This is a genomic window from Azomonas macrocytogenes (assembly GCF_014191985.1).
GTDB classification, from domain to species: Bacteria; Pseudomonadota; Gammaproteobacteria; order Pseudomonadales; family Pseudomonadaceae; genus Azomonas; species Azomonas macrocytogenes.
Window position 1 is genome coordinate 125,111 of record NZ_JACHXI010000001.1, and the last position, 26,989, is coordinate 152,099.

General features: G+C 54.7%; 21 protein-coding genes, 1 tRNA gene and 1 pseudogene. 11 read left to right on the forward strand and 12 right to left on the reverse strand.

Going from position 1 to position 26,989, the window contains the following annotated elements:
* Positions 1–115: 115 nt before the first annotated feature.
* On the forward strand, positions 116–2,152 hold the full coding sequence (locus FHR87_RS00560) for a S9 family peptidase (protein WP_183164750.1): 2,037 nt from the start codon (positions 116–118) through the stop codon (positions 2,150–2,152).
* Positions 2,153–2,246: 94 nt separating this feature from the next.
* Positions 2,247–2,453 (forward strand): annotated as a pseudogene (locus FHR87_RS19055) (DUF2892 domain-containing protein); the annotation flags it as partial.
* A 376-nt stretch (positions 2,454–2,829) separates the two neighbouring features.
* Here FHR87_RS19055 and FHR87_RS00570 read toward each other — a convergent pair.
* The gene (locus FHR87_RS00570) at positions 2,830–3,108 is read right to left on the reverse strand and encodes a topoisomerase II (RefSeq protein ID WP_183164752.1); all 279 of its coding nucleotides are present in this window, start codon (positions 3,106–3,108) and stop codon (positions 2,830–2,832) included.
* 81 nt (positions 3,109–3,189) lie between these two features.
* Positions 3,190–4,410, reverse strand: a complete 1,221-nt coding sequence (locus FHR87_RS00575) for an aspartate aminotransferase family protein (protein ID WP_183164753.1) — start codon at positions 4,408–4,410, stop codon at positions 3,190–3,192.
* Positions 4,411–4,864: 454 nt separating this feature from the next.
* On the opposite strand from FHR87_RS00575, the gene FHR87_RS00580 reads away from it, so the two are divergent.
* The 6 genes from FHR87_RS00580 to FHR87_RS00605 all read left to right on the forward strand — a co-directional run bounded on the left by FHR87_RS00580 (position 4,865) and on the right by FHR87_RS00605 (position 9,135).
* Positions 4,865–4,954: transfer RNA gene (locus tag FHR87_RS00580), tRNA-Ser, on the forward strand.
* 705 nt (positions 4,955–5,659) lie between these two features.
* Positions 5,660–5,884, forward strand: coding sequence for a cytochrome oxidase putative small subunit CydP (cydP, locus tag FHR87_RS00585; protein ID WP_183164754.1), 225 nt, complete (start codon positions 5,660–5,662; stop codon positions 5,882–5,884).
* Positions 5,881–7,503, forward strand: a complete 1,623-nt coding sequence (locus FHR87_RS00590; RefSeq protein ID WP_183164755.1) for a cytochrome ubiquinol oxidase subunit I — start codon at positions 5,881–5,883, stop codon at positions 7,501–7,503. Before cydP ends, FHR87_RS00590 begins: the two co-directional genes overlap by 4 nt.
* A 10-nt stretch (positions 7,504–7,513) precedes the next feature.
* The gene (gene cydB, locus FHR87_RS00595) at positions 7,514–8,653 is read left to right on the forward strand and encodes a cytochrome d ubiquinol oxidase subunit II (protein ID WP_183164756.1); all 1,140 of its coding nucleotides are present in this window, start codon (positions 7,514–7,516) and stop codon (positions 8,651–8,653) included.
* Positions 8,654–8,730: 77 nt separating this feature from the next.
* Positions 8,731–8,832, forward strand: a complete 102-nt coding sequence (gene cydX, locus FHR87_RS00600) for a cytochrome bd-I oxidase subunit CydX (RefSeq protein WP_183164757.1) — start codon at positions 8,731–8,733, stop codon at positions 8,830–8,832.
* A gap of 3 nt (positions 8,833–8,835) precedes the next feature.
* Entirely contained in the window at positions 8,836–9,135 is a 300-nt protein-coding gene (locus FHR87_RS00605; protein ID WP_183164758.1) for a cyd operon YbgE family protein, read from the forward strand.
* Between the two features lie 377 nt (positions 9,136–9,512).
* Here FHR87_RS00605 and FHR87_RS00610 read toward each other — a convergent pair whose 3' ends face one another.
* Positions 9,513–9,854: a YajD family HNH nuclease gene (locus FHR87_RS00610; RefSeq protein WP_183164759.1), complete on the reverse strand. Its 342-nt coding sequence runs from the start codon at positions 9,852–9,854 to the stop codon at positions 9,513–9,515.
* Positions 9,855–10,743: 889 nt separating this feature from the next.
* Between FHR87_RS00610 and FHR87_RS00615 the strand changes: the two genes are divergently transcribed.
* On the forward strand, positions 10,744–11,466 hold the full coding sequence (locus FHR87_RS00615; protein WP_183164760.1) for a carbonic anhydrase: 723 nt from the start codon (positions 10,744–10,746) through the stop codon (positions 11,464–11,466).
* A 411-nt stretch (positions 11,467–11,877) separates the two neighbouring features.
* Here the strand turns inward: FHR87_RS00615 and FHR87_RS00620 are convergent, their stop codons facing one another.
* The 5 genes from FHR87_RS00620 to FHR87_RS00640 form a co-directional block, all read right to left on the reverse strand.
* Positions 11,878–13,182, reverse strand: a complete 1,305-nt coding sequence (locus tag FHR87_RS00620; protein ID WP_183164761.1) for an NAD(P)/FAD-dependent oxidoreductase — start codon at positions 13,180–13,182, stop codon at positions 11,878–11,880.
* A 625-nt stretch (positions 13,183–13,807) separates the two neighbouring features.
* Positions 13,808–14,419, reverse strand: coding sequence for a PqiC family protein (locus tag FHR87_RS00625; RefSeq protein WP_183164762.1), 612 nt, complete (start codon positions 14,417–14,419; stop codon positions 13,808–13,810).
* Positions 14,416–16,074 carry a PqiB family protein gene (locus FHR87_RS00630; RefSeq protein ID WP_183164763.1) on the reverse strand — a complete coding sequence of 553 codons (1,659 nt, stop codon included), beginning with the start codon at positions 16,072–16,074 and terminating at the stop codon, positions 14,416–14,418. The genes FHR87_RS00625 and FHR87_RS00630 overlap by 4 nt, the downstream gene beginning before the upstream one ends.
* The gene (locus FHR87_RS00635) at positions 16,064–16,681 is read right to left on the reverse strand and encodes a paraquat-inducible protein A (RefSeq protein WP_183164764.1); all 618 of its coding nucleotides are present in this window, start codon (positions 16,679–16,681) and stop codon (positions 16,064–16,066) included. Before FHR87_RS00635 ends, FHR87_RS00630 begins: the two co-directional genes overlap by 11 nt.
* Positions 16,678–17,289, reverse strand: a complete 612-nt coding sequence (locus tag FHR87_RS00640; RefSeq protein ID WP_183164765.1) for a paraquat-inducible protein A — start codon at positions 17,287–17,289, stop codon at positions 16,678–16,680. The genes FHR87_RS00635 and FHR87_RS00640 overlap by 4 nt, the downstream gene beginning before the upstream one ends.
* 542 nt (positions 17,290–17,831) lie before the next feature.
* On the opposite strand from FHR87_RS00640, the gene FHR87_RS00645 reads away from it, so the two are divergent.
* Both FHR87_RS00645 and FHR87_RS00650 read left to right on the forward strand, forming a co-directional pair.
* Positions 17,832–18,251 (forward strand): PH domain-containing protein, encoded by a 420-nt coding sequence (locus tag FHR87_RS00645; RefSeq protein WP_183164766.1) that lies wholly within the window; start codon positions 17,832–17,834, stop codon positions 18,249–18,251.
* A gap of 221 nt (positions 18,252–18,472) precedes the next feature.
* Positions 18,473–18,706 (forward strand): YgdI/YgdR family lipoprotein, encoded by a 234-nt coding sequence (locus tag FHR87_RS00650; RefSeq protein WP_183164767.1) that lies wholly within the window; start codon positions 18,473–18,475, stop codon positions 18,704–18,706.
* A 58-nt stretch (positions 18,707–18,764) separates the two neighbouring features.
* On the opposite strand, the gene FHR87_RS00655 is transcribed toward FHR87_RS00650, so the two are convergent.
* The 4 genes from FHR87_RS00655 to FHR87_RS00670 form a co-directional block, all read right to left on the reverse strand.
* Positions 18,765–19,184: a hypothetical protein gene (locus tag FHR87_RS00655; RefSeq protein ID WP_183164768.1), complete on the reverse strand. Its 420-nt coding sequence runs from the start codon at positions 19,182–19,184 to the stop codon at positions 18,765–18,767.
* A 131-nt stretch (positions 19,185–19,315) separates the two neighbouring features.
* The gene (gene glgB / locus FHR87_RS00660) at positions 19,316–21,526 is read right to left on the reverse strand and encodes a 1,4-alpha-glucan branching protein GlgB (protein ID WP_183164769.1); all 2,211 of its coding nucleotides are present in this window, start codon (positions 21,524–21,526) and stop codon (positions 19,316–19,318) included.
* Complete coding sequence (gene treS / locus FHR87_RS00665) at positions 21,519–24,848, reverse strand: maltose alpha-D-glucosyltransferase (protein ID WP_183164770.1); 3,330 nt, start codon at positions 24,846–24,848, stop codon at positions 21,519–21,521. Before treS ends, glgB begins: the two co-directional genes overlap by 8 nt.
* 56 nt (positions 24,849–24,904) lie before the next feature.
* Entirely contained in the window at positions 24,905–26,926 is a 2,022-nt protein-coding gene (locus FHR87_RS00670) for an alpha-1,4-glucan--maltose-1-phosphate maltosyltransferase (RefSeq protein WP_183164771.1), read from the reverse strand.
* Positions 26,927–26,989 lie beyond the last annotated feature (63 nt).

Consider the following 26,989-nt stretch of genomic DNA (forward strand, 5'->3'; position numbering starts at 1 on the left):
GAAAACCCAGCACACATCTATACACTGCCCGGCACTTTCGAAAATTCGCGACCAGAAACCAGAATGCCTCCGCGGCAGCCATGAAATCCATCCACCGCCCCATCTGGAGACCTGTATGCCCGCAGCCCCCATCGCCCGAGTCGACGACAGCCAGGACGATCCGTACCGTTGGCTGGAACAGCGGGACGCTCCCGAAGTTCTCGCCTATCTCCGGGCGGAAAACACTTATCTCGAAGCCGAACTCGCCGGGCAGGCCGAACTGCGCGAGACGCTGTTCCAGGAAATCAAGGGACGTATCCGCGAGACCGACCTGTCACTACCCTCGCCCAAAGGTTTCTGGCTCTATTATCGACGTACTACGGCCGGCGACGAGTATCCTCGCTATTACCGTTGCCCCAAACCGGCAGACAGTTCACTGGCAGTCGACGAAAAAGCAGAACAGCTACTGCTGGATCTCAACGAGCTGGCCCAGGGCGGCTTCCTCTCGCTTGGCACCATCAGCATCAGCCCGGACCAAAGCAAGCTTGCCTACAGCACCGATACCCAGGGCGATGAAATTTATCGGCTGTACGTCAAGGATCTCGACCGTGGCACTCTCGAAGCACTGCCTTTCGAAAACTGCGACGGAAGCATGACCTGGGCCAATGACAACCAGACGCTTTTCTTCGGCGAACTGGACGAAACCCATCGCCCGCATCGCATCCATCGCCATTGTCTGGGCGAAATCGGCAGTACGGAAGTCTTTCATGAAGAAGATGGGCGCTTCTTCGTGCATTGCTACCGCACCAGCTCCGAACACCAACTGGTGATATTGTCCGGTAGCAAGACCACCAGCGAAGCCTGGGTGCTAGCGGCAGATCAGCCACAGAATCAGTGGATCTGCCTGGCACCGCGCGAGGAAGAGCACGAATACGCGCCCGATCATGGCCTTCATGAGGGCCAATGGTGCTGGCTGATCCGCAGCAACCAGGCCGGTATGAATTTCGCACTCTACAAGGCTCCAGAACAACACCCCGAGCGCAGTCATTGGCAGGAGCTGCTTGCACACAATCCGCAAGTCATGCTGGAAGATGCAAGCCTGAATGCCAATGCCATCACGCTTACCCTACGAGAAAATGGCCTGACGATCATCGAAGTTCGCCCGCAAAGTGGCTCACCCTATCGCGTACAGCTACCGGATGCCGTCTACAGTCTGCAGGCACTCCACCTGGAATTCGATAGCCCGGTAATCCGCCTACGCTACGAATCGCTCAACCGTCCGGCCCAGATTCGCCAATTGAATTTGGCCGATGGTGCTCAACAAGTGCTAAAGGAAACACCGGTAGAAGGCCCTTTCAATGCCGATGATTACGAGAGCCGACGTATCTGGATCAACGCTCCGGATGGTGTCCAGGTCCCCATCAGCCTAGTCGCCCGCCGCGGGACCTTCGGCAAACCCGCCCCGCTCTACCTCTATGGCTACGGTGCCTACGGACATAGCCTAGACCCTTGGTTTTCACATGCACGCCTGTCATTGCTGGAGCGCGGATTCATCTTTGCCATCGCTCATGTCCGCGGCGGCGGCGATCTGGGTGAAGCTTGGTATCGCGCCGGCAAACTGGAACACAAACCGAATACCTTCAAGGATTTCATCGCCTGTGCCGAAGCCTTGATCGAAGCGGGCTACACTGCCCCTGAATGCCTGGCCATCAGTGGTGGCAGTGCTGGCGGCTTGTTGATCGGCGCGGTAATCAATATGCGCCCGGAACTGTTCGGTGCGGCAATCGCTGAAGTACCCTTCGTCGACGTGCTTAACACCATGGAAAATCCCGATCTGCCATTGACTGTCACCGAATACGACGAATGGGGTGATCCGAACCAACCCGAAGCTCGCGAACGCATCAAGTCCTATGCCCCCTACGAAAATGTCCGCGCCCAGGCTTATCCAGCCCTGCTTGCTGTAGCTGGCTATCACGACAGTAGGGTGCAGTACTGGGAGGCAGCGAAGTGGATAGCCAAACTGCGAGCCACTCGTAGCAATGGCAAGTCAATGCTACTCAAGACTGAATTCTCCGCTGGTCACGGCGGGATGAGTGGTCGCTACCAGGCCCTGCACGACGTGGCACTGGAATATGCATTTCTGCTTAAAGTGCTTGCGCTAGATAATAGTTGAATCAATACCTTGCAAGACCACACCCTATCCGACCTGCGGCGTGAACGGAATTCGCTTGCGGACAGTCAGCTAATGAAACGCAGGAGGAAATTCGATGAAAAATCCACTTTCCAACAACGCTACCGAACACAATGTACATGGCTGGGAACGTACCGCTTCACTCGCCGGTGGTCTACTGTTCATCGGTAAAGGACTACGACGCGGTGGCTTGGGGGGACTGTTGGAGCTGGCACTGGGCGGTGCTGCACTGACACGTGGCTTGACCGGTCACTGTAGAGCCAAGCAGGCACTCAACGAACTGCGTGGCCGACGCAACCAGACACTCGAACCCGAGTATCTGGGAGTCGGCTCGATGGACGCCGAACATGGTCTTGGTCTGCAGCAGAATCCGGCGCGCAGCAGTATTGATACCGGCATTGGCGCAAACACCAAGGGACGGATAAGAAACCCGGAGACCCATGCAGAATCCGGAATCATCACTGATCCGCTTTCCGCTCTGGAAACCTTGCCAGGTACGACTCCAGTCACTAACCCCGTAAGGCAGGACGTCAACCCAGGCCGCAACAGCGGAAACGGTCGCACCAATAGCTGAAGGCCTTGTCAGGCTGTCGTCTTCTCTAGCCTACGAAAAAGGACGACAGCCAGGCACCTTCAGCAAAGTGCATTCGTTAACCCAATCAGTGCTCGTGATCACAGTCCGCCCCATGAACATGCTCATCCTCGTGCGGCTCGAACTCCAACTGTAGACTGACCAGATTGGTAGCCATGGGGCGCATCAGCAGATTGGCATATTCGACATCGCCCTGCTCGTCATCCACTCCGATCAGCAATTGATCAAAGTCGCCCTGCTGGATCCAGAGCTCGCGCCCTTGCCAGACAATCGCCATACGGCTGCAACTCAGGTGCTCTTCGCTTCCGTCGTCATGCTCCACGATCAGTTGCAAATCATCACTCATCTCGCGACTCCCCATGCAGATACAGGACAACACATGATATACGGCACGAACCCACCGCTCGTGCCAATCGATTTCCACTACTCAGCCATTCACTACACGTGCGACGGCCCGCTCGAAACGCATCATACCCTCGTCGATATCAGCTTCATCAATGGTCAGGCTGGGCGTAAAACGCAGCACATCAGGCCCGGCCTGCAGGATCATCAGGGCTTCCTTCTCGGCAGCATCGAAGAAATCCTTGGCGCGCCCCTTCCATGCATCGGCCAGTACGCAACCGATCAACAGGCCCGCACCACGAATCTGAGTGAAAATGCCATAGCGCTCATTAAGTGTATTCAGATGCGATTTAAAGCGCTCATGCCTGGCTTTAACACCCTGCAAGATTTCGGGTGTATTGACGATATCCAGAACCCTCTCGGCAACGGCACAAGCAAGGGGATTGCCACCGAACGTCGTACCATGGACACCGACACTGAACTGCTTCGCCGCAGCTTCAGTAGTTAGCATCGCGCCGATAGGAAAACCACCGCCCAGGCCCTTGGCACTGGTCAGAATATCCGGTGTCACACCGTAATCCATATAGGCAAATAGCGAACCGCTACGCCCCATGCCACACTGCACTTCATCGAAAATCAATAGTGCATTATTCGCATCACACAGCTCGCGGGCACCCTCCAGATAGGCGCGCTCGGCCGGTAGCACTCCCCCCTCACCCTGGATCGGCTCGAGCACCACGGCACAGGTCTTGTCCGAAATTACCGCCTTCAGGGCTGCAAGATCGTTGTAAGGCACATGGGTTATACCCTGGATCTTCGGCCCGAAACCATCGGAATACTTGGCTTGACCACCAATTGTCACAGTAAAAAGCGTACGGCCATGAAAGCTATTCAGGGCCGAAATGATTTCGTATTTCTCTGGGCCATAGAGATTATGTGCATAGCGCCGCGCCAACTTGAATGCCGCTTCATTGGCTTCAGCTCCCGAATTGGCGAAGAACACCCGCTCGGCAAACGTCGCGGCGACCAGCTTCGTCGCCAAACGCAGTGCCGGCTCGTTGGTAAAGATATTGGAAATATGCCAGAGCTTGCCGGCCTGCTCGGTCAATGCCTCGATCAACGCCGGATGAGCATGACCAAGCGCATTCACTGCAATACCGCTAGTGAGATCCACCAGTTCACGACCACCCTGGTCCCAGACCCGGGAACCCAGCCCTCGAACCGGAATAAAGGCAGCGGGAGCGAAAGTGGGAACGATCACCTTGTCGAAATCGGCCCGTTCTACCGGGATATTCGAAGCGGACATCAGGGTCTCCTGAAATGCGGCACTGATTGAAATTAAGAGAAACACGCACCATGGTGCGGCAGGTTATCCAGTGTAAACCCTGTGCAATCGGGAATGGACGACCCAAGAAAAATTTGTCGCCCCAAGAAGCATGAGCAGCCAATGTGAAGCTTTGAGAGTTTCGTGCTCTCGAACTGCAAGCAGAAAGTACAACTGCGCATCCATGCTGAATCACAAAGCATTCAACAGATCGGATTCATTGAAAAAACATCGGGCCTTTGATGTATATGCAGTCGGCTGGGGTACCCAAGTGAATGGCATATATTTCCCACATGAAAGGACTACTACCGTGCCATCACTATCTATTTTTATGTTGCATTTAATAAACACATGAAAAGGCTAAAAAATATTTTGCTTTCAAGAGCCCATTCCACTATATTGGCGCGCCTCGGAGGGCCAGATGCTCTTCGAGACTGGTGAGGTGTCCGAGCGGTTGAAGGAGCACGCCTGGAAAGCGTGTATACGGGAAACCGTATCGAGGGTTCGAATCCCTCCCTCACCGCCAGTTTTTGCAATCTTTTGATTACTCGACGCATTCCCAGGGCTTATCGCTCCCCCCCTAATCGAGTTCGCTTATCTCTCGCGTACAAAAACAGCACAAGTGCCTTAGGTAGAAAGTGCAAGCCAGCCATTATGGCGATATTCCTCTGCTACGTATTCCCCACCTTGAGCATTTCGGCAAGCAGAAATGCCACATTATTCAAACTCAACATAAAACCCCACTACAGACATACGAAGCGGCATCGCTAAGCTTCCCCGCGAAAGAACGACAACAGTTCGTCGATGCGCTTTTGTGGGCCATTAAGAAAATCCTTTGCGTCACCCCAAATCATTCTGGAGTCTTCTCATAGCCAGAGGTTAGCGATCAATCGCACCCTCACTGCAAGAGCGCCAGCCAAGAATGGATACATCCGCCCAGCAAGGCACATGCATTGATCATGAATACATGAATATCGGCCTAAAACTTGCCTAACAATAACGCCCAGATGTATCAGGGGATTAATTGCCCTAAATTGGGGCGGCTGGCGCAAATCCAGAGACTGCTATAACGATTATCCAACAGACAATAAGAGAACCTGAAGAACCCCAGCGTCAAGGAAGTAAACGAAGAGACCTGCGACCATGCGTCACTAGCATGATCTGCGTCAATAAAGTTTGATGTCGTTGCTACGAATTGTGATTACTGTTCGAAAGTCAGGAGTATGCCGAGATGTCGAAACCCAGCACGACCTCGCACTGGCGAATTCCCCTGGTCCGGGAATTAGCGATTGTTCTGGCAATAAAACTGGTCATTTTGATTGCCATCAAAATGATCTGGTTCACTGAGCCAACTTCACCGGTGAATGGAAGTGTACGGGTAAACGAACGGCTGCTCGGGACAATCGAACCACAATCACAGCCCCTGCGTGTTGATGATGAGGAGCCACCGAAATGATTTCGGAAGATGTAGTTGATTTATCGCGACTACAGTTCGCGATGACAGCGCTTTACCACTTTTTATTCGTCCCGCTTACCCTTGGGATGACCTTTATTCTTGCAACCATGGAAACCGTCTATGTAATGACCGGAAAACAGGTCTACAAAGACATGGTCAAGTTCTGGGGTAAGCTGTTTGGTATCAACTTTGCCCTAGGTGTGACCACCGGACTGACCATGGAGTTCCAATTCGGAACCAACTGGGCCTATTATTCCCACTATGTCGGCGACATCTTTGGTGCTCCGTTGGCGATTGAGGGATTGATGGCCTTCTTCCTGGAGTCCACCTTCATCGGTCTGTTCTTCTTCGGTTGGGATCGTCTGTCGAAGGGTCAACATTTGGCCGTTACCTGGCTGGTGGCTCTTGGTTCCAACCTCTCCGCTCTCTGGATTCTTATCGCTAATGGCTGGATGCAACATCCGGTTGGCGCAGAGTTCAACTTCGAGACCATGCGGATGGAGTTGGTCGACTTTGGCGCCCTGCTGTTCAACCCAGTTGCCCAAGTAAAATTCGTTCACACAGTTGCTTCCGGCTACGTAACGGGTGCCGTATTCGTACTGGCTATCTCCAGCTACTACATGCTGAAGAAACGTGATCTGGGATTTGCTCGTCGCTCTTTCACCATTGCTGCTGGTTTCGGCATGGCGTCCGTTCTCTCCGTGCTGCTGCTAGGTGATGAATCTGGCTACGAAGTGGGTGAAGTGCAAAAAGTCAAACTCGCAGCGATCGAATCCGAATGGGAAACCCATCCGGCTCCTGCTTCCTTCACTCTGTTTGGCTTTCCGAATGAAGCAGAACAACGCACTGACTATGCGGTAAGAATCCCATGGGCACTGGGTCTGATCGCCACTCGCTCGATAGACGAGCAAGTTCCTGGTCTCAAAGATCTGATCGCCGAAAACGAGGGTCGTATCCGTAATGGCATGGTCGCTTATGGTCTCCTGGAGCAAATTCGCGCTGGAGACAAGAGCGAGCAAACCATTGCTGCATTCGACGACGTCAAGAAAGACCTTGGCTATGGTCTGCTGTTGAAAAAGTACACTTCCAAGGTGGTAGACGCCAACGAAGAGCAAATCAAGAAGGCCTCGCTGGATACTGTTCCGCATGTCCCGAGCATGTTCTGGGCTTTCCGTGCCATGGTCGGCTCCGGTGTAATCATGCTGGTTCTGTTTATCTGCGCTATCTGGGCCTCGGCTCGTGGCGATATGGAGCATAAGCCATGGTTGCTTAGATTTGCCTTTTACAGCCTGCCACTACCCTGGGTTGCTACCCAGACCGGCTGGTTCGTAGCCGAGCACGGCCGTCAACCCTGGACCATCGGTGAAGTACTACCTACCCATCTGTCGGCTTCCAGCCTTTCTACTGGTGATCTGTGGGGCTCGCTCATCGCACTGATTGCGTTCTACACCGCTCTGCTCGTGGTTGAAATGTACCTGATGATTCGCTTCTCGAAGCTTGGCCCATCCAGCCTCCATACTGGTCGTTACCACTTCGAGAAGCTTGCCGGCTCAACCGGTCATGGCGAATCAACCACCAATCCGCTGGATAAAAACAGCGAACAACCAGCCAACGCTTGAGGAAGCAACCATGTTCGATTACGAAACATTAAAAGTGATCTGGTGGGTGCTGGTCGGTGTGTTGCTGATTGGCCTTGCCCTTACCGATGGTTTTGACATGGGGGCCATGGCCCTGATGCCTTTCGTTGGTAAAACCGACAATGAGCGCCGCGTAGCCATCAATACCATCGCTCCCCACTGGGATGGCAACCAAGTATGGCTCATTACTGCGGGTGGAGCCCTGTTTGCTGCCTGGCCTATGGCCTATGCTACAGCCTTCTCCGGCTTGTACTGGGCCATGCTCCTGGTATTGTTCGGCTTGTTCTTCCGGCCGGTCGGCTTCGACTACCGTAGCAAACTGGAAAACAAGAAATGGCGTGACATATGGGATTGGGCACTATTCGTCGGTGGAGCTCTGCCTGCCTTGTTGTTCGGCGTAGCGTTCGGCAACCTCTTCCTCGGACTGCCGTTCCGTCTTGACGAAACAATGCGCACGTCCTTCGAAGGTTCCTTCTTTAGCCTGCTGCATCCCTTTGCCCTGATCGCCGGTGTAGTTAGCCTGAGCATGCTCAGCGCTCACGGCGGATCCTGGCTGATGTTACGTACGGATGAAGCCCTGCATGAGCGTTCGCGCCAAGCAGTCAAAATTTGTTCGGCAGTGTTCGTAGCCTGCTTCTTCCTTGCCGGCCTGTGGCTGGTGCTGGGCGTAGACGGCTATAACATTAGCAGCAGCTTCGATCCCAACGGCGTATTGAACCCTCTAAGCAAGACTGTCACTGCGGATAATGGTGGCTGGCAAGCAAACTACGTGCGCTATCCCATTACTCAGCTCGCTCCGCTGGCGGGTCTGGCAGGCGGTGTACTAGCCTTCGTAGGTGCTCATCTGAACCGTGCCAATCTGACTTTCGCTGGCACCAGCTTGGCGATTACAGGCACTATTTGTACCGCCGGCTTTGCGCTGTTCCCCTTCATATTCCCATCGTCTATCGATCCGGCCTCCAGTCTCACCATGTGGGATGCGGTGTCCAGTAAAAAGACCCTGGGTGTTATGACAGTAGCCGCTATCATCTGGGTGCCGATCGTTCTCGGTTATACCGCATGGTGCTACATGAGCATGTGGGGCAGACTCACCAACAAGAACATCGAAGCCAACTCACACAGCCTCTATTGAGCTGAGCCGGTGTGTGGAGTAATTCACACACCGGCCCCTTTCATCTACTGCTCCTTCAAGGGGCCAAGGAATAGATAATGTGGTATTTAGCTTGGGTTCTCGGCATTCTGTTTGCCTGCAGCATGGGTGTCATGAATGCTCTCTGGCAAGAAACCAACGGTAAACTTGACGAGGAATAAGGGGTGATAGTTGACAGCCGCCTGCTGAAAAGCCGCTGGAGTCGCGCTCTATCGCTATTACTGGCCACGCCTTTGGCACTGGTTCTGCTACTTCATCCAGCATCTATGTTGAATGCCGATGGCTCTTACAGCCACGGCCTTCTGATGCTGGTGATGCTTGGCATTTCCAGCGGATTCATCCATGGACTCGGTTTCGATCCACTTGCTCTAATCTGGCGGCTGGTGTTCCACCCGCTGTTAGGCTGGCTACTCATGGCTCTGGGCTACGGAATAATTTTTCGAACTCAGCTGCTACTAGGTTGATCAACAAGCATTCACTTCCTCAGTAGTAATAATATCTTTGCCCCGGGCCTCCCGGGGCAAAGACCTATCCCCGATACCCAGCGATTACAATAACCAGATACAACGCCTGAGCGTTTCAGCAAAATACTGTGATCTCTTGGCACGAGCTAGCTCAGTACTGCTTGCCAGCCTGAACCGCAATCCGCCTCACTACGAAGATTCAGCGCAATTCAGTGCTTGTACTTAATAAAAGCACTGCATCTCTCTCGCACAAGGGAAATGCCCAAGCCTGGCGGCGAATAATTCGATCATATGTCTATTCCAACCTGATACCGTATTGCACCAGCACCTGCAATCACCAGAAACCAATCTAATCAGGTGACGCTGTTTCTACTCGTTTATTCGCTTTTCTTGAGCAAATCTCCAAGTCCGGCAAATGCCTTGAACACCGTTTTCGGCCCCTGGTCACTACCCGGTTTAATTTCACCAAAATACTGGTTATCCGTATAACGCGAATGTTCGTTGTCATGGCAATACAGGCAGAGTAATTCCCAGTTCGATCCGTCTGCTGGATTGTTATCGTGGTTGTGATCTTTATGATGCACTGTCAATTCACTGAGTCGTTTACCGGAAAATTCTCGGCTGCAACGGCCGCAGACCCAGGGATACATTTTCAATGCTTTTTCCCGATAACCCTGCTCACGCTGGCTATAAGGAACATTAGGTTTATTTTTACTCATGAAATCCACCTATGTTTCAGGGAGCTCGTTCACTCGACCACAGAAGAGTGCTTTCATCTTTGGGGCAAACGGTAAGGGTTAGATAGCCCTTCAGGAACTAGCGCTCAACCTTTTCCGGATCTTGCTTGCAGCATAATCCAATCGGTCACTGGATATGCCCTTCCAATAGCAGCAGATCTTGACCGCTCGCATCGATATCGAACAACAGCTCGATCAGTTGAGCTGTATGGCAGCCAGATGATCCTGCACGGCCAAGCTAAACGGTAAGCCTGGTAACCATTCTCAGCTCATACTGCCTTCTTGCTCACGCAGATTCATGATCACCTGCCTAAATCTTCGTCATGCTTTCAATATATTGCGAAACTTGCTGCCTTCGATAAAGCAGGCTATCACTTGAAAGTTTTCCTGTCGTATCACTCTCCCACCTCGTACAGGAAGGAGGAGGATTATTTATTATTTGAAAATATTTCTAACCTGACGCCAATATAATGGCATTTTTCATGCATAGATTCGCGAAAAATACAGCATCAAAGCTATTCGAAGATATTGTCATTTGTTGCCAAACAAGCGATATCCCTAGGCAGCCGCTATGTTTTCATAGTGCCTTTTACAACGTCCCGATTCCTTTTTTTGTAGAAAAACAAATTTCCGAAATTCGCTGAATAATTTTCGTTCAAATTTGGAAATATCTTCAAAGCATTTGTTCGGTAAAGGCTTATTCATCCTGGGTTAATGTGCGCTACCTAGGGTTAAGGTCAAATGTGGATACAGTATGGCTTGTTGCAATAACAGCCCTTGGGCATTACCAGGAAAGTATCCAAACGTAACGTAAACAGTCTCCTGGATGAAGCCGACTACCGGCCCATCCATGGTTGAGGAGGGATAGGCAATGAATGATGAAAAAACCCGAGTTATTTCCGATGACAAAGCGGCAGCCAGAGATCTGCAGCAGATTATCGATGGCTTCAAACGTTTTCGGCAGGATGTCTTTCCTGGGCAGGAGGAACTGTTCAAGAAACTGGCCAAGGCACAATCGCCTCGCGCCATGTTCATCACCTGTGCCGATTCACGCATCGTTCCCGAATTGATCACCCAAAGCTCGCCAGGCGATCTGTTCGTTACTCGTAACGTCGGTAACGTAGTGCCTCCTTATGGGCAAATGAATGGCGGTGTTTCAACTGCCATTGAGTACGCAGTACTGGCGCTCGGCGTCAAACACATCATTATCTGCGGCCATTCGGATTGCGGTGCGATGAAAGCTGTCCTTCACCCAGAGTCACTGGATGGAATGCCAACCGTCAAGGCCTGGCTACGCCATGCCGAAGTGGCCAAAACGGTCGTTGCGCAGCACGACTACCATGAATGCGGGCATGAGAGCCAGCTCGGATTTCTGACCGAGGAAAATGTAGTCGCTCAGTTGGATCACCTGCGTACTCACCCTTCCGTGGCTTCACGTATATCCAGTGGCCAATTATTCATCCATGGCTGGGTTTACTCGATAGAAACCAGTGAGATCAAGGCTTACGACGCAGAACGGGGGCGTTTCCTCCCGCTTGATGGCGATGACCCGCAACCAGTCGCGACGCCGCGTCCACGTTTAAGTGCTCTATGAAGTTAAGTTATAAGACAAACTTCAGCGGAGTGAACTGAACTCACCTGCTGCTACAAAAATACAAGAAAATTTATTTTTACCTTCGTAGCCGAAGTCGATGCTGGCCCGGCTACCATGGTGCGATGCACACAGCAATTATGGTGAGGTCTGCTTGCAGGACATCCAGCTTTGAGCAAGTCCTGTGCCAGGCTCAACCAGCGCTGAAGAAAGATGAACGGTGGTGCCTGTTTCCACAGGCACCACCAATAGCAAGACATGTTCTCTGTGCCACTCAGCTACCGTTTTCCGGATAAAGTGCACTAGAGGGTTTTTCTTATGATTATGATAAGGAAAGAACCTTTGCTGTAGCAGCTATTAGCCTCCCTACCGTTCACGAGCACCGTCGAACGATGCTCGTGACATGCGATGAAATCAGTGCAGCTTCAAACGAGGCACTGTACTACGACCAACGCGATCGCTGACCATCAACAAGCCTGTCCGAATGACACCATAAAGGGCCATCTGGTGCATGCGGTACAGGGACATGTAGAACATGCGTGCCAGCCAACCCTCTACATGGATATCGCCCATGAGGTTACCCATCAGGTTACCTACTGCACTGAAGAGCGAAAGTGAAACCAGTGAACCATTGTCTTTGTACTTGTAGTTGGGTAAAGGAGTGGTTTTACCTTCCACCCGTATGGTGATCGACTTGACCAGCAGGGACGCCTGTTGATGGGCCGCTTGAGCGCGCGGAGGTACAGTGCGTTCGCTACCGTCACCTAACGGGCAGGCGGCGCAGTCGCCAAAGGCAAAGATGTTCTCATCGCGGGTAGTTTGCAGATTCTGCTGTACGACCAACTGATCGATTCGATTGGTTTCCAAACCACCGAATTCTTTCATGAACTCATGGCCACGAACACCTGCCGCCCAGACTTTAAGGCTGGCAGGAATGCTCCGGCCATCGACAGTATTCATGCCCTCAGGTGTGACTTCTTTTACTGGAGAGGATGTCAGTACAGTAATACCCAGCTTCTCCAGGGTTTCGTGAACCGGTTTACTGATGCGATCAGAAAGAGCCGGAAGTACTTTCGGGCCGGCCTCGATGATAGTGATATCCATATTCTGAGGCTGAATGCCCTTCAAGCCATAGGCAGCCAGTTCGCGCGCTGCATTATGTAATTCTGCTGCCAATTCTACCCCGGTTGCGCCAGCACCGACGATAGCGACGCTGATCTTGCCATCGGTGGATTGGCTGGAGTGAGCACTGAGATAGTGATTGAGCAGTAGTTTATGGAAGTTGATCGCCTGCTCCAGGCTATCCAGGAAAATACAGTTTTCGGCAGCGCCCGGAGTGTTGAAATCGTTGGTTCTGCTGCCAACCGAGAGAACCAGGGTGTCATAGTCCAAAGCACGCTTGGCGACTATCTCATTACCCTTGTCGTCTTTCACGGAAGCAAGGTGGATCTGCTTGGCATCCCGATCAAGACCGCAAAGAGTACCGATCTCGAATTCAAAATTATTCCACTTGGCTTGAGCAACGTAATTGAGCTCGTTTTCCGATGTGTTCAGCGAACCGGCAGCCACTTCATGAAGGAGAGGTTTCCAGATGTGGGTGAGCTCTCTGTCGACCAGAGTGACCTTGGCCTTGCCGTGCTTGCCAAGAGTGCGGCCAAGTCGAGTTGCCAGTTCCAGCCCGCCAGCTCCACCGCCAACGATTAGAATTCGATGAGCCATGAGTTTAAATTTTCCTTGTATAGAGGGTTTGGAGGGTTAAAAACTTTTGTCGCACAGCAATAGGTCGCGACACGAAAAAGTGAGTACTCGAAAGATTCCATAAAAGGCTCATGCTGGAAACAGCACCTCAGTACATATTTAGCTCGAGCCTTCAATTTTTAAATTACGCATCCAAAAGCAATTTTCAGACCGTTTCGCTTTTCTATTTTTTGTCGTTGCTTTTCTACATATCAGGCATGAATTAGCCGCATAGCAGCTGTCAAGACTGAACGTTCACACTATTTAATAAGATATATTTTGATTTTAAGTATTTGATATTTAATGTTTTTTATATTATTTCGTGTTTGGCTTCCGATTACTTGAGCACTTTTTCCTGATGCCATGTAAAAAAGGTCGAATCAGGAAAAAATTTATGGGTACCTACAATACACTATGCTCGCCCTGGGTGTGACATTTTGTCTTCAACCTGCCACTTGCTTCACACGGCTACAGCAAAGTCAGGCATAACACCAGCTCTGTCAGTTCGGTTCTATCCTATCCCTGTGTTAGCAGCGGTTACTCCGCCTGAACGTACAGTAGCTGCCTGATGCTGATGCCAGACCAGGCGGGTTTGCACTATTAAAGGTCAAGGACAGCCTGCCGCCGGATTCCTGGCCCAAGCCCGTGCCGTAACGGCAATACTCTGTGCAAGTGATTCGATTGCCCGCTGGTGAGCCAGTACCAGGCTATTCAGCTCAATCCCGGCTGTCTCACGAACCACACTGCTGCAATTCAGACTACGGCGCTTTTCTCCCGAAGTGCTCAGAGTCAGATTCCAGACCATATCCACCAGCGCGTAGTAACCAGGAACCGACTCAAAGCGCCTTACATCGGCCCGCAGGCTCATGACCGGTTTATCCGGGTCTCTGGGCAGGCCGGAAAGGTTGCGTATTCCCAGTTGCTGCTCCAGCCGATCAGAAAGCGCACTCTGGAATTCATCCGCCAACGCCGAGCTCCAGCGATCGTTATCCAGAATCGCCAGGCGACCATTGTTCTGGCGGATCACCATCTGCGGTTGATCCACCTGGACCGGTACACGGACCGGCAATATTTCCAGTTGGAATGGGGCTGCTTCGCCATTTTTTGGTGAATTTCCTGTCGCTGCCGGAAGCAAGGTGTAGTAATGCGTGCTTACCGAACTGCAACCCAGCAGACCCAGCAGGATGGCAACCAGCATGAAACCGGATCGAAATGTCATTGCTGCGGCTCCATCTGGATATCGAAAGGCTCCGTTGTACGGTCTGCGGAGCGCCCGCGAATAAGCGATTCAGGATGACGGCTGAGAAAATCGGTCAGCAAGCGCACAGAACGGGCAGTACGTTGAACTTCATCCATAGCCTGGCCGAGTTGCTGGCGCTCCGGCGAACGGTCCGAAAAAGTTTCGCTGGCCCGCTCCAGCGCTTTGCGGGCTTGATCGAGCGTCACGTTTATTTGTGGCAACGTATCGCTGTTGAATTGCTTTATGGTCCGTTGCAGTTCTTTTAGGCTGCCGTCCAGGTTGTTGGCGATGGAATCGATAGGAATCTTGCTGATCTTGTCGACCATCGCCTGCAATTGCTCCTGCAGTTTGTCGAAACTGCCAGGGACTGTCGGGACTTCCAGCGGTCTGGCGGCAACATCGAATTTGACTTTTTTGGCTGTCGAATCGAAATCCAGGGAGATATAGAGCTGTCCGGTCAGCACGTTGCCGGTTCGTGCTTGCGCCCGCAGGCCATGTTCGATCAACGACTGGAGCAACCGGGCCGAACGCTCTTCATTATCTTTACCGAACTTGCGCACCAGTTTCTCGTGAGCGGAGCCCAGACGTTGCGGGTAGATCAGCGCACCAACCACAGCGGGAAAATGCTGGGTCTTGTCGTCGTAGTCCATGTCGATCGACACGACCTTGCCGATCTCGACCCCGAGGAACTCTACCGGCGCATTGATGCTGAGCCCACGCAAGGATTGATCGAAGCGCATGCGAATGTAATGTGCTGGTCCGTCCGGAGGGGCCAACGCGGTCTTCTGATCGTCGAACAGGGCGAATTTCTGATTCGCGTCGGCCAGCTTCGCGTTCGGAGTGTAGTTAGGCTCGCGAAAAGCAATACCGCCTGCCAGAATCGAGGAAAGCGACTCAGTATCGACCTTGACTCCGCTGGCACCGACAGTGACATCTATCCCACTGGCGTTCCAGAAGCGGGTATCGTCGAAGACAAAGGCATCATTCGGCGAATTGATGAAAATCTGCAGGTCGACTCCCTTGCCGTCCGGCGACAACTGATAGGAAATCACCTGACCGACCTGGATACGTCGGTAGTAGACCGGCGAACCGATATCCAGCGACCCCAGGTCGTCGGTATGCAGGAAGAAGTGCTTGCCCTTTTCGCCATAAGTGACCGGCGGCGGACTTTCCAGGCCGACGAACTTGTTCGTGGTCTGTGCCGAGTGCCCGGCATCGGCGCCGATGAAAGCACCGGAAAACAGCGTATCCACACCCGATACGCCACTGGCGCCGATACGCGGGCGCACCACCCAGAACAACGTATCCTCGGTCGTGAACGGCTTGGCTGCAGCATCCAGCTCGATGGTTGCGTTAACCTGACTGCGGTCATCGCTCAAACCGATTCCGGTTACCGTGCCGATAATGACGTTCTTGTACTTGACTCTGGTTTTGTTGGCCTCCAGCCCTTCGGCCGTCTCGAAGCTGACGGTGATCTTCGGGCCGGCAGACAGCCAGCTGTGAATTACCATGGACAGGCCGATCAAAGCTGCTGCGATCGGTACCAGCCAAACCAGCGAAGCGCTGAAACGGCGCGAGCTGATGTGCGGCGTACCGGGTACGAGTGACTGATCGGAATGGGATTTATCGGACATCGTCTACCTCGGCGTCCCAGATAAGGCGGGGATCGAAACTCATGGCGGCGAACATCGTTAGCACGACAACCAGGCCAAAGAATAAAATACCCAGGCGCGGTTCGATGGTGCTCAGGGCGCGGAACTGCACCAGCGCCGCGACCAGCGCGACAACCAGAACATCGAGCATCGACCAGTAGCCGACCAGCTCGACAAAGCGGAACAACCGGGAGCGCTCGCGCATGGCCCAGCGACTACGGCGCTGGCACGTAATCAGCAACAGCGCCAGCAGAGAAAATTTCATGCACGGCACGACCACGCTGGCAATGAAGATCACCAACGCGATATCCCAGGAACCGGCCTCCCAGAATTCGAGAACACCACTCATGATGGTGTTTTCGCTACCGTGACCGAGTATGTCAGTGAACATCACCGGTAACAGATTGGCCGGGATATAGAAAATCAGGCTGGCGACCAGAAAGGCCCAGGTTCGGGAAATACTGTCAGGCTTGCGGCGGTGGATCATCGAATCACAGCGTGGACACCGATGGGCATCGACTGGGCAGGCATAACCGCAGGTATGGCAAAGACAGAGCTGCAATTCGCTGGCGTAAGGCGGTAGGTTCATTCGACTGGAACTCCCAACTCGTCCCAGAGACGCTGAATGCCCTTGCCGGCAATCAGGATAATCAGCACCGTCAGCATGGCGATAGCCCACAACCCGACACCTGGCACAACCTTGACCATACCGGCCAGCTTGATGATGGAAACCAGGATACCGAGCAAGCAAACCTCAAGCATGCTCCATGGCCGCAACTGTTCCAGCGAGCGCATACACAGCTTGAATCCAGGAGCGATACGCCCTGCATAGGCATAGGCCAACACCCAGCTCAGCAACGCGATCTGCAGCATTGGCGCAAAAATGATGGCCAGACCAGCCACTAGAGCGATCAGTGTGATACGCCCTTGTGCCAGAGCATCCACTGACTGCCAGAGCGTTGCCTCGTTGCTCAGCCCCTGCATACTGATGTGAATGACCGGAAACACATTGGCAAAGATAAACAGAATGCCCGCAGCAATGGTCAGTGCCAGCAACTGTTCGAGATTGAAACGCTGCCCGCGTTCGAGTACTGCACCGCAACGTACGCAGCGAGCAACGTCGCCCCGCTTCAGTGGCAATCGCTGGTAAAGCGAGTCGCAGTGCTCGCAGATGATCAGATCGGAATGAACAGCCATGCTCGCTCCGGATTTGCTTGCCGTAGTCTGGTTGAAAGTTTCCGAGCGCTGCCCGCGCGAACGGTCGAAACGAATAACCGATGATGTCCGAGCCGCTTGTCCATGTCGATGCCTTGTTGAATAGCTCAATTCACATGCGAGCCGAAACGAGAAATGGCAGGAATATGCCTTAGAACCTGTTCACGATCTGCTGCGCGTCGGCCAAACGGCGTTGAAACCGGCTTCGAAATGCTCATTTACCACCCGTAACCTTGTGCGCGAGCCCGGTCCGCTTACTCAGCCATTTTCGCCTTGTCTGGCTCTAGCTCGCGAGATCGTGAACAGGCTTTTAGAATTAAGAGTCGTGAGAAAAAATGGCATTCCAGTAGAATGCCTGCCTACGGACAGCCGTCCTCAAAGCAATGCATTGGCTGCCCGCCGATGGATCGAAGAGCCACCAACGCGTTCTGCCTTGCGTTCCTGGCCCTGAATGAAACACCGATTGCCCAGATGTCTTCTGCCACCTACTGAATCAACTCGCTGGATTATTAAGGGATATGAACATGAGTACCTATAAATCTAAAGTCGATACTGGATTCGCAGCAATTCTGCTGGTAATTGCGATTGTCAGCCTGTATATCACCTGGCTGCTCACCCAGGCGCCTAACCCACCACTGTGGTTCATCCCGACCGTTACCCTGTTTCTCGGTGCCGTCCTGCCTCTCTGGGTTCTGCGCGCTACCCGTTACTCGATAAATAACGATGCACTGCTGATCGTCAGCGGCCCTTTCCGCTGGACTGTTCCGTTCAGCCAGATCAAGGATGTCGCCCCTGTTCGCGCCCGTTGCTCCTCTTACAGCCCGGCCTTGTCGCTGGATCGGCTGCGCATCGAATACGCCGATGACAAGACCCTGCTGGTTTCCCCGGAAAACCGCGACCAGTTCCTCAAGGATCTGCAGGAACGCCGTCCCGCAACGGCCTGATTACTGACAAGCGAGTGGATGGTGAAAGCCGGTTTTGCTGTCCACTCGCCTTGCAGCAGCTTTTGCCAACCCGCAACGCCCCTTTCAGCCGCACGGCGCACTTGCCACTTGTCGGTTACCTTTGTAGATACACGCATCCGGACCTGGACTACTGGTAACGATCAGGTCCCCGAACAGGTCGAACTTCAGGATCGAAACGCGTGATTATCGGAGGTACAGGCATGAGCAACTCCCACATACTGGCGGGCACTGTCGCTCTTTTATGCTTATGCGGCGGAGCACTGAGCGGCTGTTCGACACCGACTGCCATTCAGTTGATCGATGGGCGCGAGTTGCATGCCGTCGATACCCCCGAATACGATGAAGAAAGCGGTTTCTACGAATTCGAGCAAATCGACGGAAAACTGGTACGCATCAACAAGGATAAAGTCTTGAGTATCAAGGCCATGAATTGAGGCGTTGCGCCTGAAGTGGATACTCGGATGCCACTGAAAAACAGGCCAGGCGAAAACCTCACAGCCGGCTGAAAGTCAGGCCAGTGATTGCCCGGATACGGCCACGCCAGACCGAATCGCTGCCAAACGATGTGATACCGGTAGGCGTGACCAGGGTCGCGTCGCGCAAGTGGATGAAATGGGGACCGTCACCTTCCGCATCGTCGTTGGCCAGTACATCCATATACTGGTCGAACCAATCGCCCAGCTCACGATAAGCAGGGTTGTCGATTCCAGCCTCCCGAGCCCTGGCACTGAGCAGATCCAGATAATTTTCTCCCGAGATAATGGTGCCGCTGACGATCCCGCCGGTGGTATTCAAGGTAACGGGAAGCTCGATGCCGCTCTTGGCCAGAAAAACCAGGTTCTGGATGAACCAGTCGGATTTACCGATAGGCGTATCCATGCCGGATGAGGGTTCTTTGCCTTGCAGTTTCATGATCGCTCTCTTGATTAGGGCTCAGTACGACCTTAGCGAGCGATCATGACGATCGTGTATCAGCGAGACGGTATTCGTCGGAAGTTTCTCTAAAAAAACCAACGCGATCCCGAGCGTCGCTTTGGTTCGTATTACCCCTCTACAGGCCGCAAGGCGATGACCGCTAGCGGGGGCAAGGTCAGATTGAGCGAAACCGGCTGGCCGTGGCTTGCCAACTGTTCGGCTTCCACCTGGCCACCATTGCCGACGTTGGAACCGCCATAGCAGGCGGCATCACTGTTTAGCACCTCCTGCCAAGGCCCGGCAATCGGCACGCCGATCCGATAGTTCTTCCGGACCACCGGCGTGAAATTGGCCATTATCAGCAGCGGTTGGCCACTGGCACTCCAGCGCAGCCAAGAGAAGACGCTGTTGGCCCGATCGTCGCCGATCAGCCACTGGAAACCACCCGGCTCGCTGTCACGCTCGTAGAGTGCGGGCTCCTGTCGATACAGGCGATTGAGATCGCGCACCAGCACCCGGGCTCCCTCATGATCGGCTTCGTTCAAGAGAAACCAGTCCAATTCATGATCGTGGCTCCACTCACGCCACTGACCGAATTCGCACCCCATGAACAATAATTTCTTGCCTGGATGTGTCCACATGAAACTGAGGTAGGCACGCAGATTGGCAAATTTCTGCCAGCGGTCGCCGGGCATTTTATCGAGCAGCGCCCGCTTGCCATGCACTACTTCGTCATGGGAAATCGGCAAGACGAATTTTTCGGAAAAAGCGTAGATCAGGCCAAAAGTCATTCGATCATGGTGGTAACTGCGATGGATGGGATCTTCCTGGATATACTCCAGGGTATCGTGCATCCAACCCATGTTCCATTTGTAGGAAAACCCCAGCCCGCCTTCATGGGTCGGCCCGCTCACCTGGGGAAAGGCCGTGGATTCTTCGGCGATCACCATTGCACCCGGCGCATCCTGGGCCACAACGTCGTTGAGATGACGTAAGAAATCGATGGCTTCGAGGTTCTCCCGGCCGCCATAGCGATTGGGAATCCATTCGCCTTCCTGACGCGAATAGTCGCGGTAAAGCATTGATGCCACCGCATCCACCCGTAGACCATCGACATGAAACTCCCGCAGCCAGTGCAATGCCGAGGCCAGCATGAAACCGTGTACTTCCGTGCGTCCCAGGTTGTAGATGAAGGTATCCCAGTCTTGGTGAAAGCCTTCGAAGGGATGGGCATATTCGTAGAGTGCCGTACCATCGAAATCCCCCAAGCCGTGGGCATCGGTAGGGAAATGCGCCGGCACCCAGTCGAGAATCACGCCGATGTTGGCGTTGTGACAGGCATCGATGAAATTGGCGAAATCCTGAGGGGTGCCGTAGCGGGCACTGGGGGCGAATTGCGATAGTGGCTGATAGCCCCAGGAACCACCGAACGGATGTTCCATGATCGGCATCAACTCGATATGGGTGAAGCCCATTTCCACCACGTAGGGAATCAGTCGCTCGGCCAGTTCGTGCCAACTGTACAGGCGGCCATTGTCACGGCGCCAGGAACCGGCATGCACTTCGTAGATGGACATCGGCGCATCGACCGCCTGGCGCGCCGCTCGCTGTTGCATCCAGGCCTCGTCTCGCCACTGGTGCTGCAAGGGTTTGGCGATTTTCGAGGCAGTGCCCGGCGGCAATTCGGTAGCCAGGGCAAGCGGATCGGCGCGCTGCGGCAAGAGGCCATGCTGACCGAGAATCTCGTATTTATAGGTTTCGCCTGGCTCCAGGCGCGGGATGAATATCTCCCAGACGCCGGATGGAATACGCAGGCGCATCGGATGGCGGCGGCCATCCCAGCTATTGAAGCTGCCAACCACCGATACCCGTCGGGCATTGGGCGCCCATACTGCGAAGCGCACACCGGGCACACCGCCGATTTCCATCACTTGTGCGCCGAAACAGCGTCCCAGGTGGCGATGATTGCCTTCGGCGAACAAATAGAGATCCATTTCGCCCAGCAATTCGCCGAAGCTGTAAGGGTCTTCAGTAATCTGCTCGCCACTCGCCCAGCGGATGCGCAATCGGTAAGGCTGCGGCTTGTCCATGCGCGTGAAGAAGAAGCCGGGCACTTGTCCCTGGTCCATCGATGACAGTACCTGATCACTGTCGCGTGCAATCAGATCAACCCTCAGAGCACGCGGCAGGTAGGCACGGACCGTCACGCCGGTACCGTCAGGGTGCGGACCGAGCACGGCAAACGGATTACCGTGTTCGGCCCGCACCAGTGCCTCGACATCGGCATCGCTGGGCAGCAGGGCCTCTCCGGACAACGTCAAAGCCGGACGATTACTCATGGCTGTCTCCATCGATCAACTGTTGAGCCAGTGCGGCCAACCCCACCAGAGGGACCGGCAGCCAGGCAGGTCGGTTTTCAGCTTCGTAGACCACCTCGTAGGCGGTTTTTTCCAGGGTGAAAAGCGTTAGTGCAGCCTCCGCTCCCGTCGGGTCCTTCCAGGCATGAGGCAGCGAAGCGGCTGCCTTCTGGTAAGCTTCGACAAAGACGGCGATCGCACGTTTGCGATAATCGACGGCAATCCGACGGCGGGCTTCGTCGGCTTCAATAGAACTGTCGCTGGTCTGTGTGCCACGCAGGGTCATGGCGGCGGCGTAGTCGAAAGAACGCAGGATGCCGGACACGTCCTTGAGTGGGCTGAGCTTGGCTCGACGCTCTTCCAGTGGCCGCGCGGGCTCACCTTCGAAATCGATGAAGCAGGCATCGCCCTGCACCACCAGTACCTGGCCGAGATGCAGGTCGCCATGGACGCGGATACGCAAGCCACCCAGACAGTGTTGCGCCAGGCGATCCACCGCCGCCAGCAAAGTCTTGGGCCGGTTCAACAGCTTGTCCACCAGCGCCGCATCGTCCGGGTCGAGTGTATCGCGCTTCTGTTCCAGCGCTTCCAGCGCTCGGTCAACCTGGTCGCGAATGCTGGTTTTCCAGGCAATCACGTCTTTTTTCTCGGTGATCTCACTGGCAAAGGCCGGATCGTCGGTCGGTGCGGCCAAGGCGACATGCAGCTCGCCCAGGCGCTGGCCAAGTAGGCGGTTGAAGATATCTATTTCTTCCAGAGTGCTGTGCTGGTTGGCCATTTCGGACTGGCCACCACTGATTTCATCCCGCACGGCACGGTCCAGATTGTTCAGGGTCCAGGTCCAGGCATCGCCCTGGTTATGCAGGAAGCGCTGGATCACCATCAGGGCATGGGGCGTGCCGTCAGCATCAAAGCGATTGACCTGGCCCAGCATGGTCGAAATATTCTTGAAGCCCTGCCGGGTCAGGAATGCGCCCATTTCAAGTTCAGGATGCACACCAGCGGTAACCCGCCGCAGCAGTTTGAGCATGATGTCGTCATGCACGATCACCGAACTGTTGGACTGCTCGCCGGTGGGATAGCTCACCTCGGCATTGGCTGGAATATCCAACTCTTCCAACTGCGGCATTGGCTCGAAACGAACCTCGCCATCGTTGCACGGCAATACCAGTCGCTCGCGCAGGGCGCGCAAAACGTAAAGCACGCAGGAATCCAGGGTAAAGGCATCCGTCACCAGACCAATCCGGGAACCACGCCGCACGCGTGCCATCGCCAGTTGCTGGGCCAGTACGGCGGTACCGAAATCAGCCTCGGCCAGGAAACCCAGCGGTAACTGGTAGAAATCGGTATGTCCCTTGGATTTGACCGCAATCTCGCTGAGTACCATTGGCCGCTCCCGATTGCCGAACGGTAAGGTATAGCAGATGCTCAGTGACTCGATGGGCGAATCCTTGCTGGCGAACCAACGGCGCTTGGGCAGGTAGGTCGGCAGGATTTCTTTTTCCAGAATCTGTTTGGCTGTCGGATCCAGCTCATCCAGCCGTTTGATCACCAGGGTGCGGAATTCCGGCATGGTTTCCACCGGATGCTTGTGCCAGCTGGGCATATGGTCGCTGCTGACCAGTTGGAACCAGTAGAAGCCGTAAGGCGGTAAGGTCAGCAGATAAAATAGCTGGCCGATCGGTGGAAAGGCGCTGCCACCGATGATTTCCACCGGCACCATGCCAGCGTAATGAGACAGATCCAGCTCGGCAGCCTGGGCCGAGCGAGAAACGTTGACCACGCAGAAAATGATCTCAGGACCACCATCACCGGCATCGAATTCGCGTAGATAGGCCAGGATACGGCGGTTGGTCGGCGCGATGATTTTCATGCTGCCACGTCCGAACGCCTTGAACTGCTTGCGAATGGTCAGCAGGCGGCGCATCCAGTTGAGCAGCGAATAGGGATCGCGCTGCTGAGCCTCGACATTGATCGCCTGATAGCCGTAGAGCGGGTCCATGACCGAGGGCAGCACCAGGCTCGCCGGATCGGCCCGGGAAAAACCGCCATTGCGGTCGCTCGACCACTGCATCGGCGTGCGCACGCCGTCGCGGTCGCCCAGATAGATGTTGTCACCCATGCCGATTTCATCGCCGTAGTAGATCACTGGTGTGCCCGGCATCGACAACAGCAGGCTATTGAGCAATTCGATGCGCCGCCGATCACGTTCCAGTAACGGCGTCAAGCGGCGGCGGATGCCCAGGTTGATACGGGCCCGCTTGTCCGAAGCGTAATAGTTCCAGAGATAGTCGCGCTCGCGGTCGGTGACCATCTCCAGGGTCAATTCGTCGTGGTTGCGCAGGAAGATCGCCCACTGGCAATTGTCCGGAATGTCCGGCGTCTGGCGCAGGATATCGGTGATCGGGAAACGGTCTTCCTGGGCGATGGCCATGTACATGCGCGGCATCAGGGGGAAATGGAAAGCCATGTGGCATTCATCGCCCGGCCCACCATCGATGCCGCCAAAGTACAGCTGGGTGTCTTCTGGCCACTGATTGGCCTCGGCCAGCAGCATGCGATCGGGATAATTGGCATCGATCTCGGCACGGATACGCTTGAGCACCATATGGGTTTCCGCCAGGTTCTCGTTGTTGGTGCCGTCGCGCTCGACCAGGTAGGGAATGGCGTCCAGACGCAGGCCGTCGATGCCCAGATCCAGCCAGTAGCGCATGATGCCGATCACCGCCTTCATCACCTGCGGATTGTCGAAGTTCAGGTCCGGCTGATGCGAGTAGAAACGGTGCCAGAAGAACTGCTGGGCCAGCGGGTCCCAGGTCCAGTTGGATTTTTCGGTATCCAGGAAGATGATCCGGGTGCCCTGGTATTTATCGTCGGTATCCGACCAGACGTAGAAATTGCGCGCCGCCGAACCCTTCTTTGCCAGCCGGGCCCGCTGGAACCAGGGGTGCTGGTCGGACGTGTGGTTGATGACCAGCTCGGTGATTACCCGCAGGCCGCGCTTGTGCGCTTCGGCGATGAAGCGCTTGGCATCGGCCATGCTGCCATAATCCTGATGCACACCTCGGTATTCAGCGATGTCATAGCCATCGTCGCGGCGTGGCGAAGGATAGAATGGCAGCAGCCAGATGGTATTGACCCCCAGATCAGCAATGTAATCCAGCTTCTGGATCAAGCCGGGAAAATCACCGACTCCGTCGTTATTGGAGTCGAAAAAGGATTTCAGGTGAACCTGATAGATCACCGCATCCTTGTACCAGAGCGGGTCGGTGATGAAGGCGGCGGATTTACGCGATTTTGCCATTGCATTTTCCCTTCTGGACACAAGCCCTGACTTCTTGCTTTGCAGCGAATTGCGAATTATTTGACTTGCATATCCGGATCGCTCGATGGCAGCGTCAGGCGCCAGATACCGAATGGCAGGTGCCACGGTTCGATCCGCATCCACTGGGTTTTGCCGTACCAAGTCCAGCGATGACCGTTCATCAGGTCTTCGCCCTGGGTCTGGGCATCATCGGGCAGGCCGAATTCCCACAAAGGCAATTCGAAATGGGCTTCCTGGGCGTTGTAGGGATCGAGGCTGACTGCCACCAGGATGAAATTGGCAAGATCGGGGGTACGCTTGCCAAAATAGAGAATGTTGTCGTTGAAGGCGTGATAGGCATGAAAGCCCAGATGGGTCTGCAGTGCCGGATTCTGCCGGCGGATGCGATTGAGCTGGGCGATCTCGGCGACGATATTGCCCGGCGCATAGTAATTGCGCGGGCGTAACTCGTATTTCTCCGAATCCAGGTATTCCTCCTTGCCCGGCACAGGTGCCGCCTCGCACAGCTCGAAGCCGGAATACATACCCCACAAACCCGAGCCCATGGTGGCCAGCGCAGCCCGGATGAGAAAACCGGCGCGTCCGGAGGTCTGCAGGAAAAACGGATTGATGTCTGGTGTATTGACGAAGAAGTTTGGCCGGTAACAATCACGCAGCGGCGGCTCGTTCAATTCGTTGAGATAGGTCGCCAGCTCGCTCTTGTTGTTGCGCCAGGTGAAATAGGTGTAGCTCTGGTTGAAACCGAGCTTGCCCAAGCGCGCCATCACTGCCGGACGGGTGAAGGCTTCGGCCAGGAACATCACGTCCGAATCGCGCCCGCGAATATCGGCGATCAGCCATTCCCAGAACGGCAGCGGTTTGGTGTGCGGATTGTCGACCCGGAAGATCTTCACCCCCTGTTCGACCCACAGCCAGACCACATCACGCAGTGCCAGCCAGAGATCGGGGATGGCATCGCGGGCATAGAAATCCACGTTGACGATGTCCTGGTATTTTTTTGGCGGGTTCTCGGCGTATTTGATCGAGCCATCCGGGCGCCACGAAAACCAGCCAGGATGCTCTTTCAGCCAGGGATGGTCGGGTGAGCACTGGATGGCAAAATCCAACGCGATTTCCAGACCATGCCCGGCGGCCGCAACCACCAGTTCGCGGAAATCGTCGAAACTGCCAAGCTGCGGATGGATGGCATCGTGTCCGCCTTCTTCACTGCCGATGGCATACGGGCTGCCCGGATCGTCCGGGCCGGCTTGCAGGCTGTTGTTACGGCCCTTGCGGTGCGTGTGGCCGATTGGATGGATCGGCGGGAAATACAGCACATCAAAGCCCATGTCGCGGATCATCGGCAGGCGCCGCAGCACATCGCGGAAGGTGCCATGATGCGCGGTGTTATCGGTTTGCGAGCGTGGAAACAGCTCGTACCAGCTGGCGAACTGCGCCCGGGTCCGCTCCACATCCAGCGGGTAGACCGGGCTGGCGCCGCGATGCAGATGTTGATCGGCAATAGCCATGACCACTGCGACCTCGTTGGCGAGCATGACAGAGACGCGCTCTTCGAGCAGGTGACAACCGGCCAACTGGCTCAGCACATCCTCGAGGATCGCCCTGGGCTCGCCTTGAATCCGTTCGGCCGTATGCTGCAAAAGCTGGCGTCCCTCCTCCAGCTCGAGCGCCACCGGCACACCGGCCGCATGCTTCTTCGACAGTTCAAGCCGATAGGTTTCATAGGTATCCCACCAGGCTTCGACGAAAAATTCATGGGCAGCTACCTGGGTCGGGGTGAACTGGCCTTCCCAGTAATCGTTACCCACCAACCTGAGCCGGGCGCGACGCCAGCTCACCTCGCCTTTCTGCCGCCAGCAGATAGCAGCAGCCAGTTGTTCGTGGCCATCGGTAAAGATACGGCTGCGCACGTTTACCGTATGGCCGATAGCAGCCTTGGCAGCGAAACGGCCGCCATCCAGGACCGGCTCGGTCGATTCGATGGCGATACGCGGCAGGCGTAGGGCCTGTTCGAGCGAAAGCGGCTGAAGATCAGACTGGTGCGGGCTGTCAGGCATGAAAACGGCTCCTTGGAACGGCGCGGCAACGTCCTTCCGGTGCGAGTGACCGGGGACGAAAGG

Excerpts from the sequence above, each read along its gene's own strand:
- FHR87_RS00560 (WP_183164750.1), top strand. The coding sequence starts at position 116 with ATGCCCGCAGCCCCCATCGCCCGAGTCGACGACAGCCAGGACGATCCG.
- FHR87_RS00570 (WP_183164752.1), bottom strand. The coding sequence starts at position 3,108 with ATGAGTGATGATTTGCAACTGATCGTGGAGCATGACGACGGAAGCGAA.
- FHR87_RS00575 (WP_183164753.1), bottom strand. The coding sequence starts at position 4,410 with ATGTCCGCTTCGAATATCCCGGTAGAACGGGCCGATTTCGACAAGGTG.
- cydP (WP_183164754.1), top strand. The coding sequence starts at position 5,660 with ATGTCGAAACCCAGCACGACCTCGCACTGGCGAATTCCCCTGGTCCGG.
- FHR87_RS00590 (WP_183164755.1), top strand. The coding sequence starts at position 5,881 with ATGATTTCGGAAGATGTAGTTGATTTATCGCGACTACAGTTCGCGATG.
- cydB (WP_183164756.1), top strand. The coding sequence starts at position 7,514 with ATGTTCGATTACGAAACATTAAAAGTGATCTGGTGGGTGCTGGTCGGT.
- cydX (WP_183164757.1), top strand. The coding sequence starts at position 8,731 with ATGTGGTATTTAGCTTGGGTTCTCGGCATTCTGTTTGCCTGCAGCATG.
- FHR87_RS00610 (WP_183164759.1), bottom strand. The coding sequence starts at position 9,854 with ATGAGTAAAAATAAACCTAATGTTCCTTATAGCCAGCGTGAGCAGGGT.
- FHR87_RS00615 (WP_183164760.1), top strand. The coding sequence starts at position 10,744 with ATGAATGATGAAAAAACCCGAGTTATTTCCGATGACAAAGCGGCAGCC.
- FHR87_RS00620 (WP_183164761.1), bottom strand. The coding sequence starts at position 13,182 with ATGGCTCATCGAATTCTAATCGTTGGCGGTGGAGCTGGCGGGCTGGAA.
- FHR87_RS00625 (WP_183164762.1), bottom strand. The coding sequence starts at position 14,419 with ATGACATTTCGATCCGGTTTCATGCTGGTTGCCATCCTGCTGGGTCTG.
- FHR87_RS00630 (WP_183164763.1), bottom strand. The coding sequence starts at position 16,074 with ATGTCCGATAAATCCCATTCCGATCAGTCACTCGTACCCGGTACGCCG.
- FHR87_RS00635 (WP_183164764.1), bottom strand. The coding sequence starts at position 16,681 with ATGAACCTACCGCCTTACGCCAGCGAATTGCAGCTCTGTCTTTGCCAT.
- FHR87_RS00640 (WP_183164765.1), bottom strand. The coding sequence starts at position 17,289 with ATGGCTGTTCATTCCGATCTGATCATCTGCGAGCACTGCGACTCGCTT.
- FHR87_RS00645 (WP_183164766.1), top strand. The coding sequence starts at position 17,832 with ATGAGTACCTATAAATCTAAAGTCGATACTGGATTCGCAGCAATTCTG.
- FHR87_RS00650 (WP_183164767.1), top strand. The coding sequence starts at position 18,473 with ATGAGCAACTCCCACATACTGGCGGGCACTGTCGCTCTTTTATGCTTA.
- FHR87_RS00655 (WP_183164768.1), bottom strand. The coding sequence starts at position 19,184 with ATGAAACTGCAAGGCAAAGAACCCTCATCCGGCATGGATACGCCTATC.
- glgB (WP_183164769.1), bottom strand. The coding sequence starts at position 21,526 with ATGAGTAATCGTCCGGCTTTGACGTTGTCCGGAGAGGCCCTGCTGCCC.
- treS (WP_183164770.1), bottom strand. The coding sequence starts at position 24,848 with ATGGCAAAATCGCGTAAATCCGCCGCCTTCATCACCGACCCGCTCTGG.
- FHR87_RS00670 (WP_183164771.1), bottom strand. The coding sequence starts at position 26,926 with ATGCCTGACAGCCCGCACCAGTCTGATCTTCAGCCGCTTTCGCTCGAA.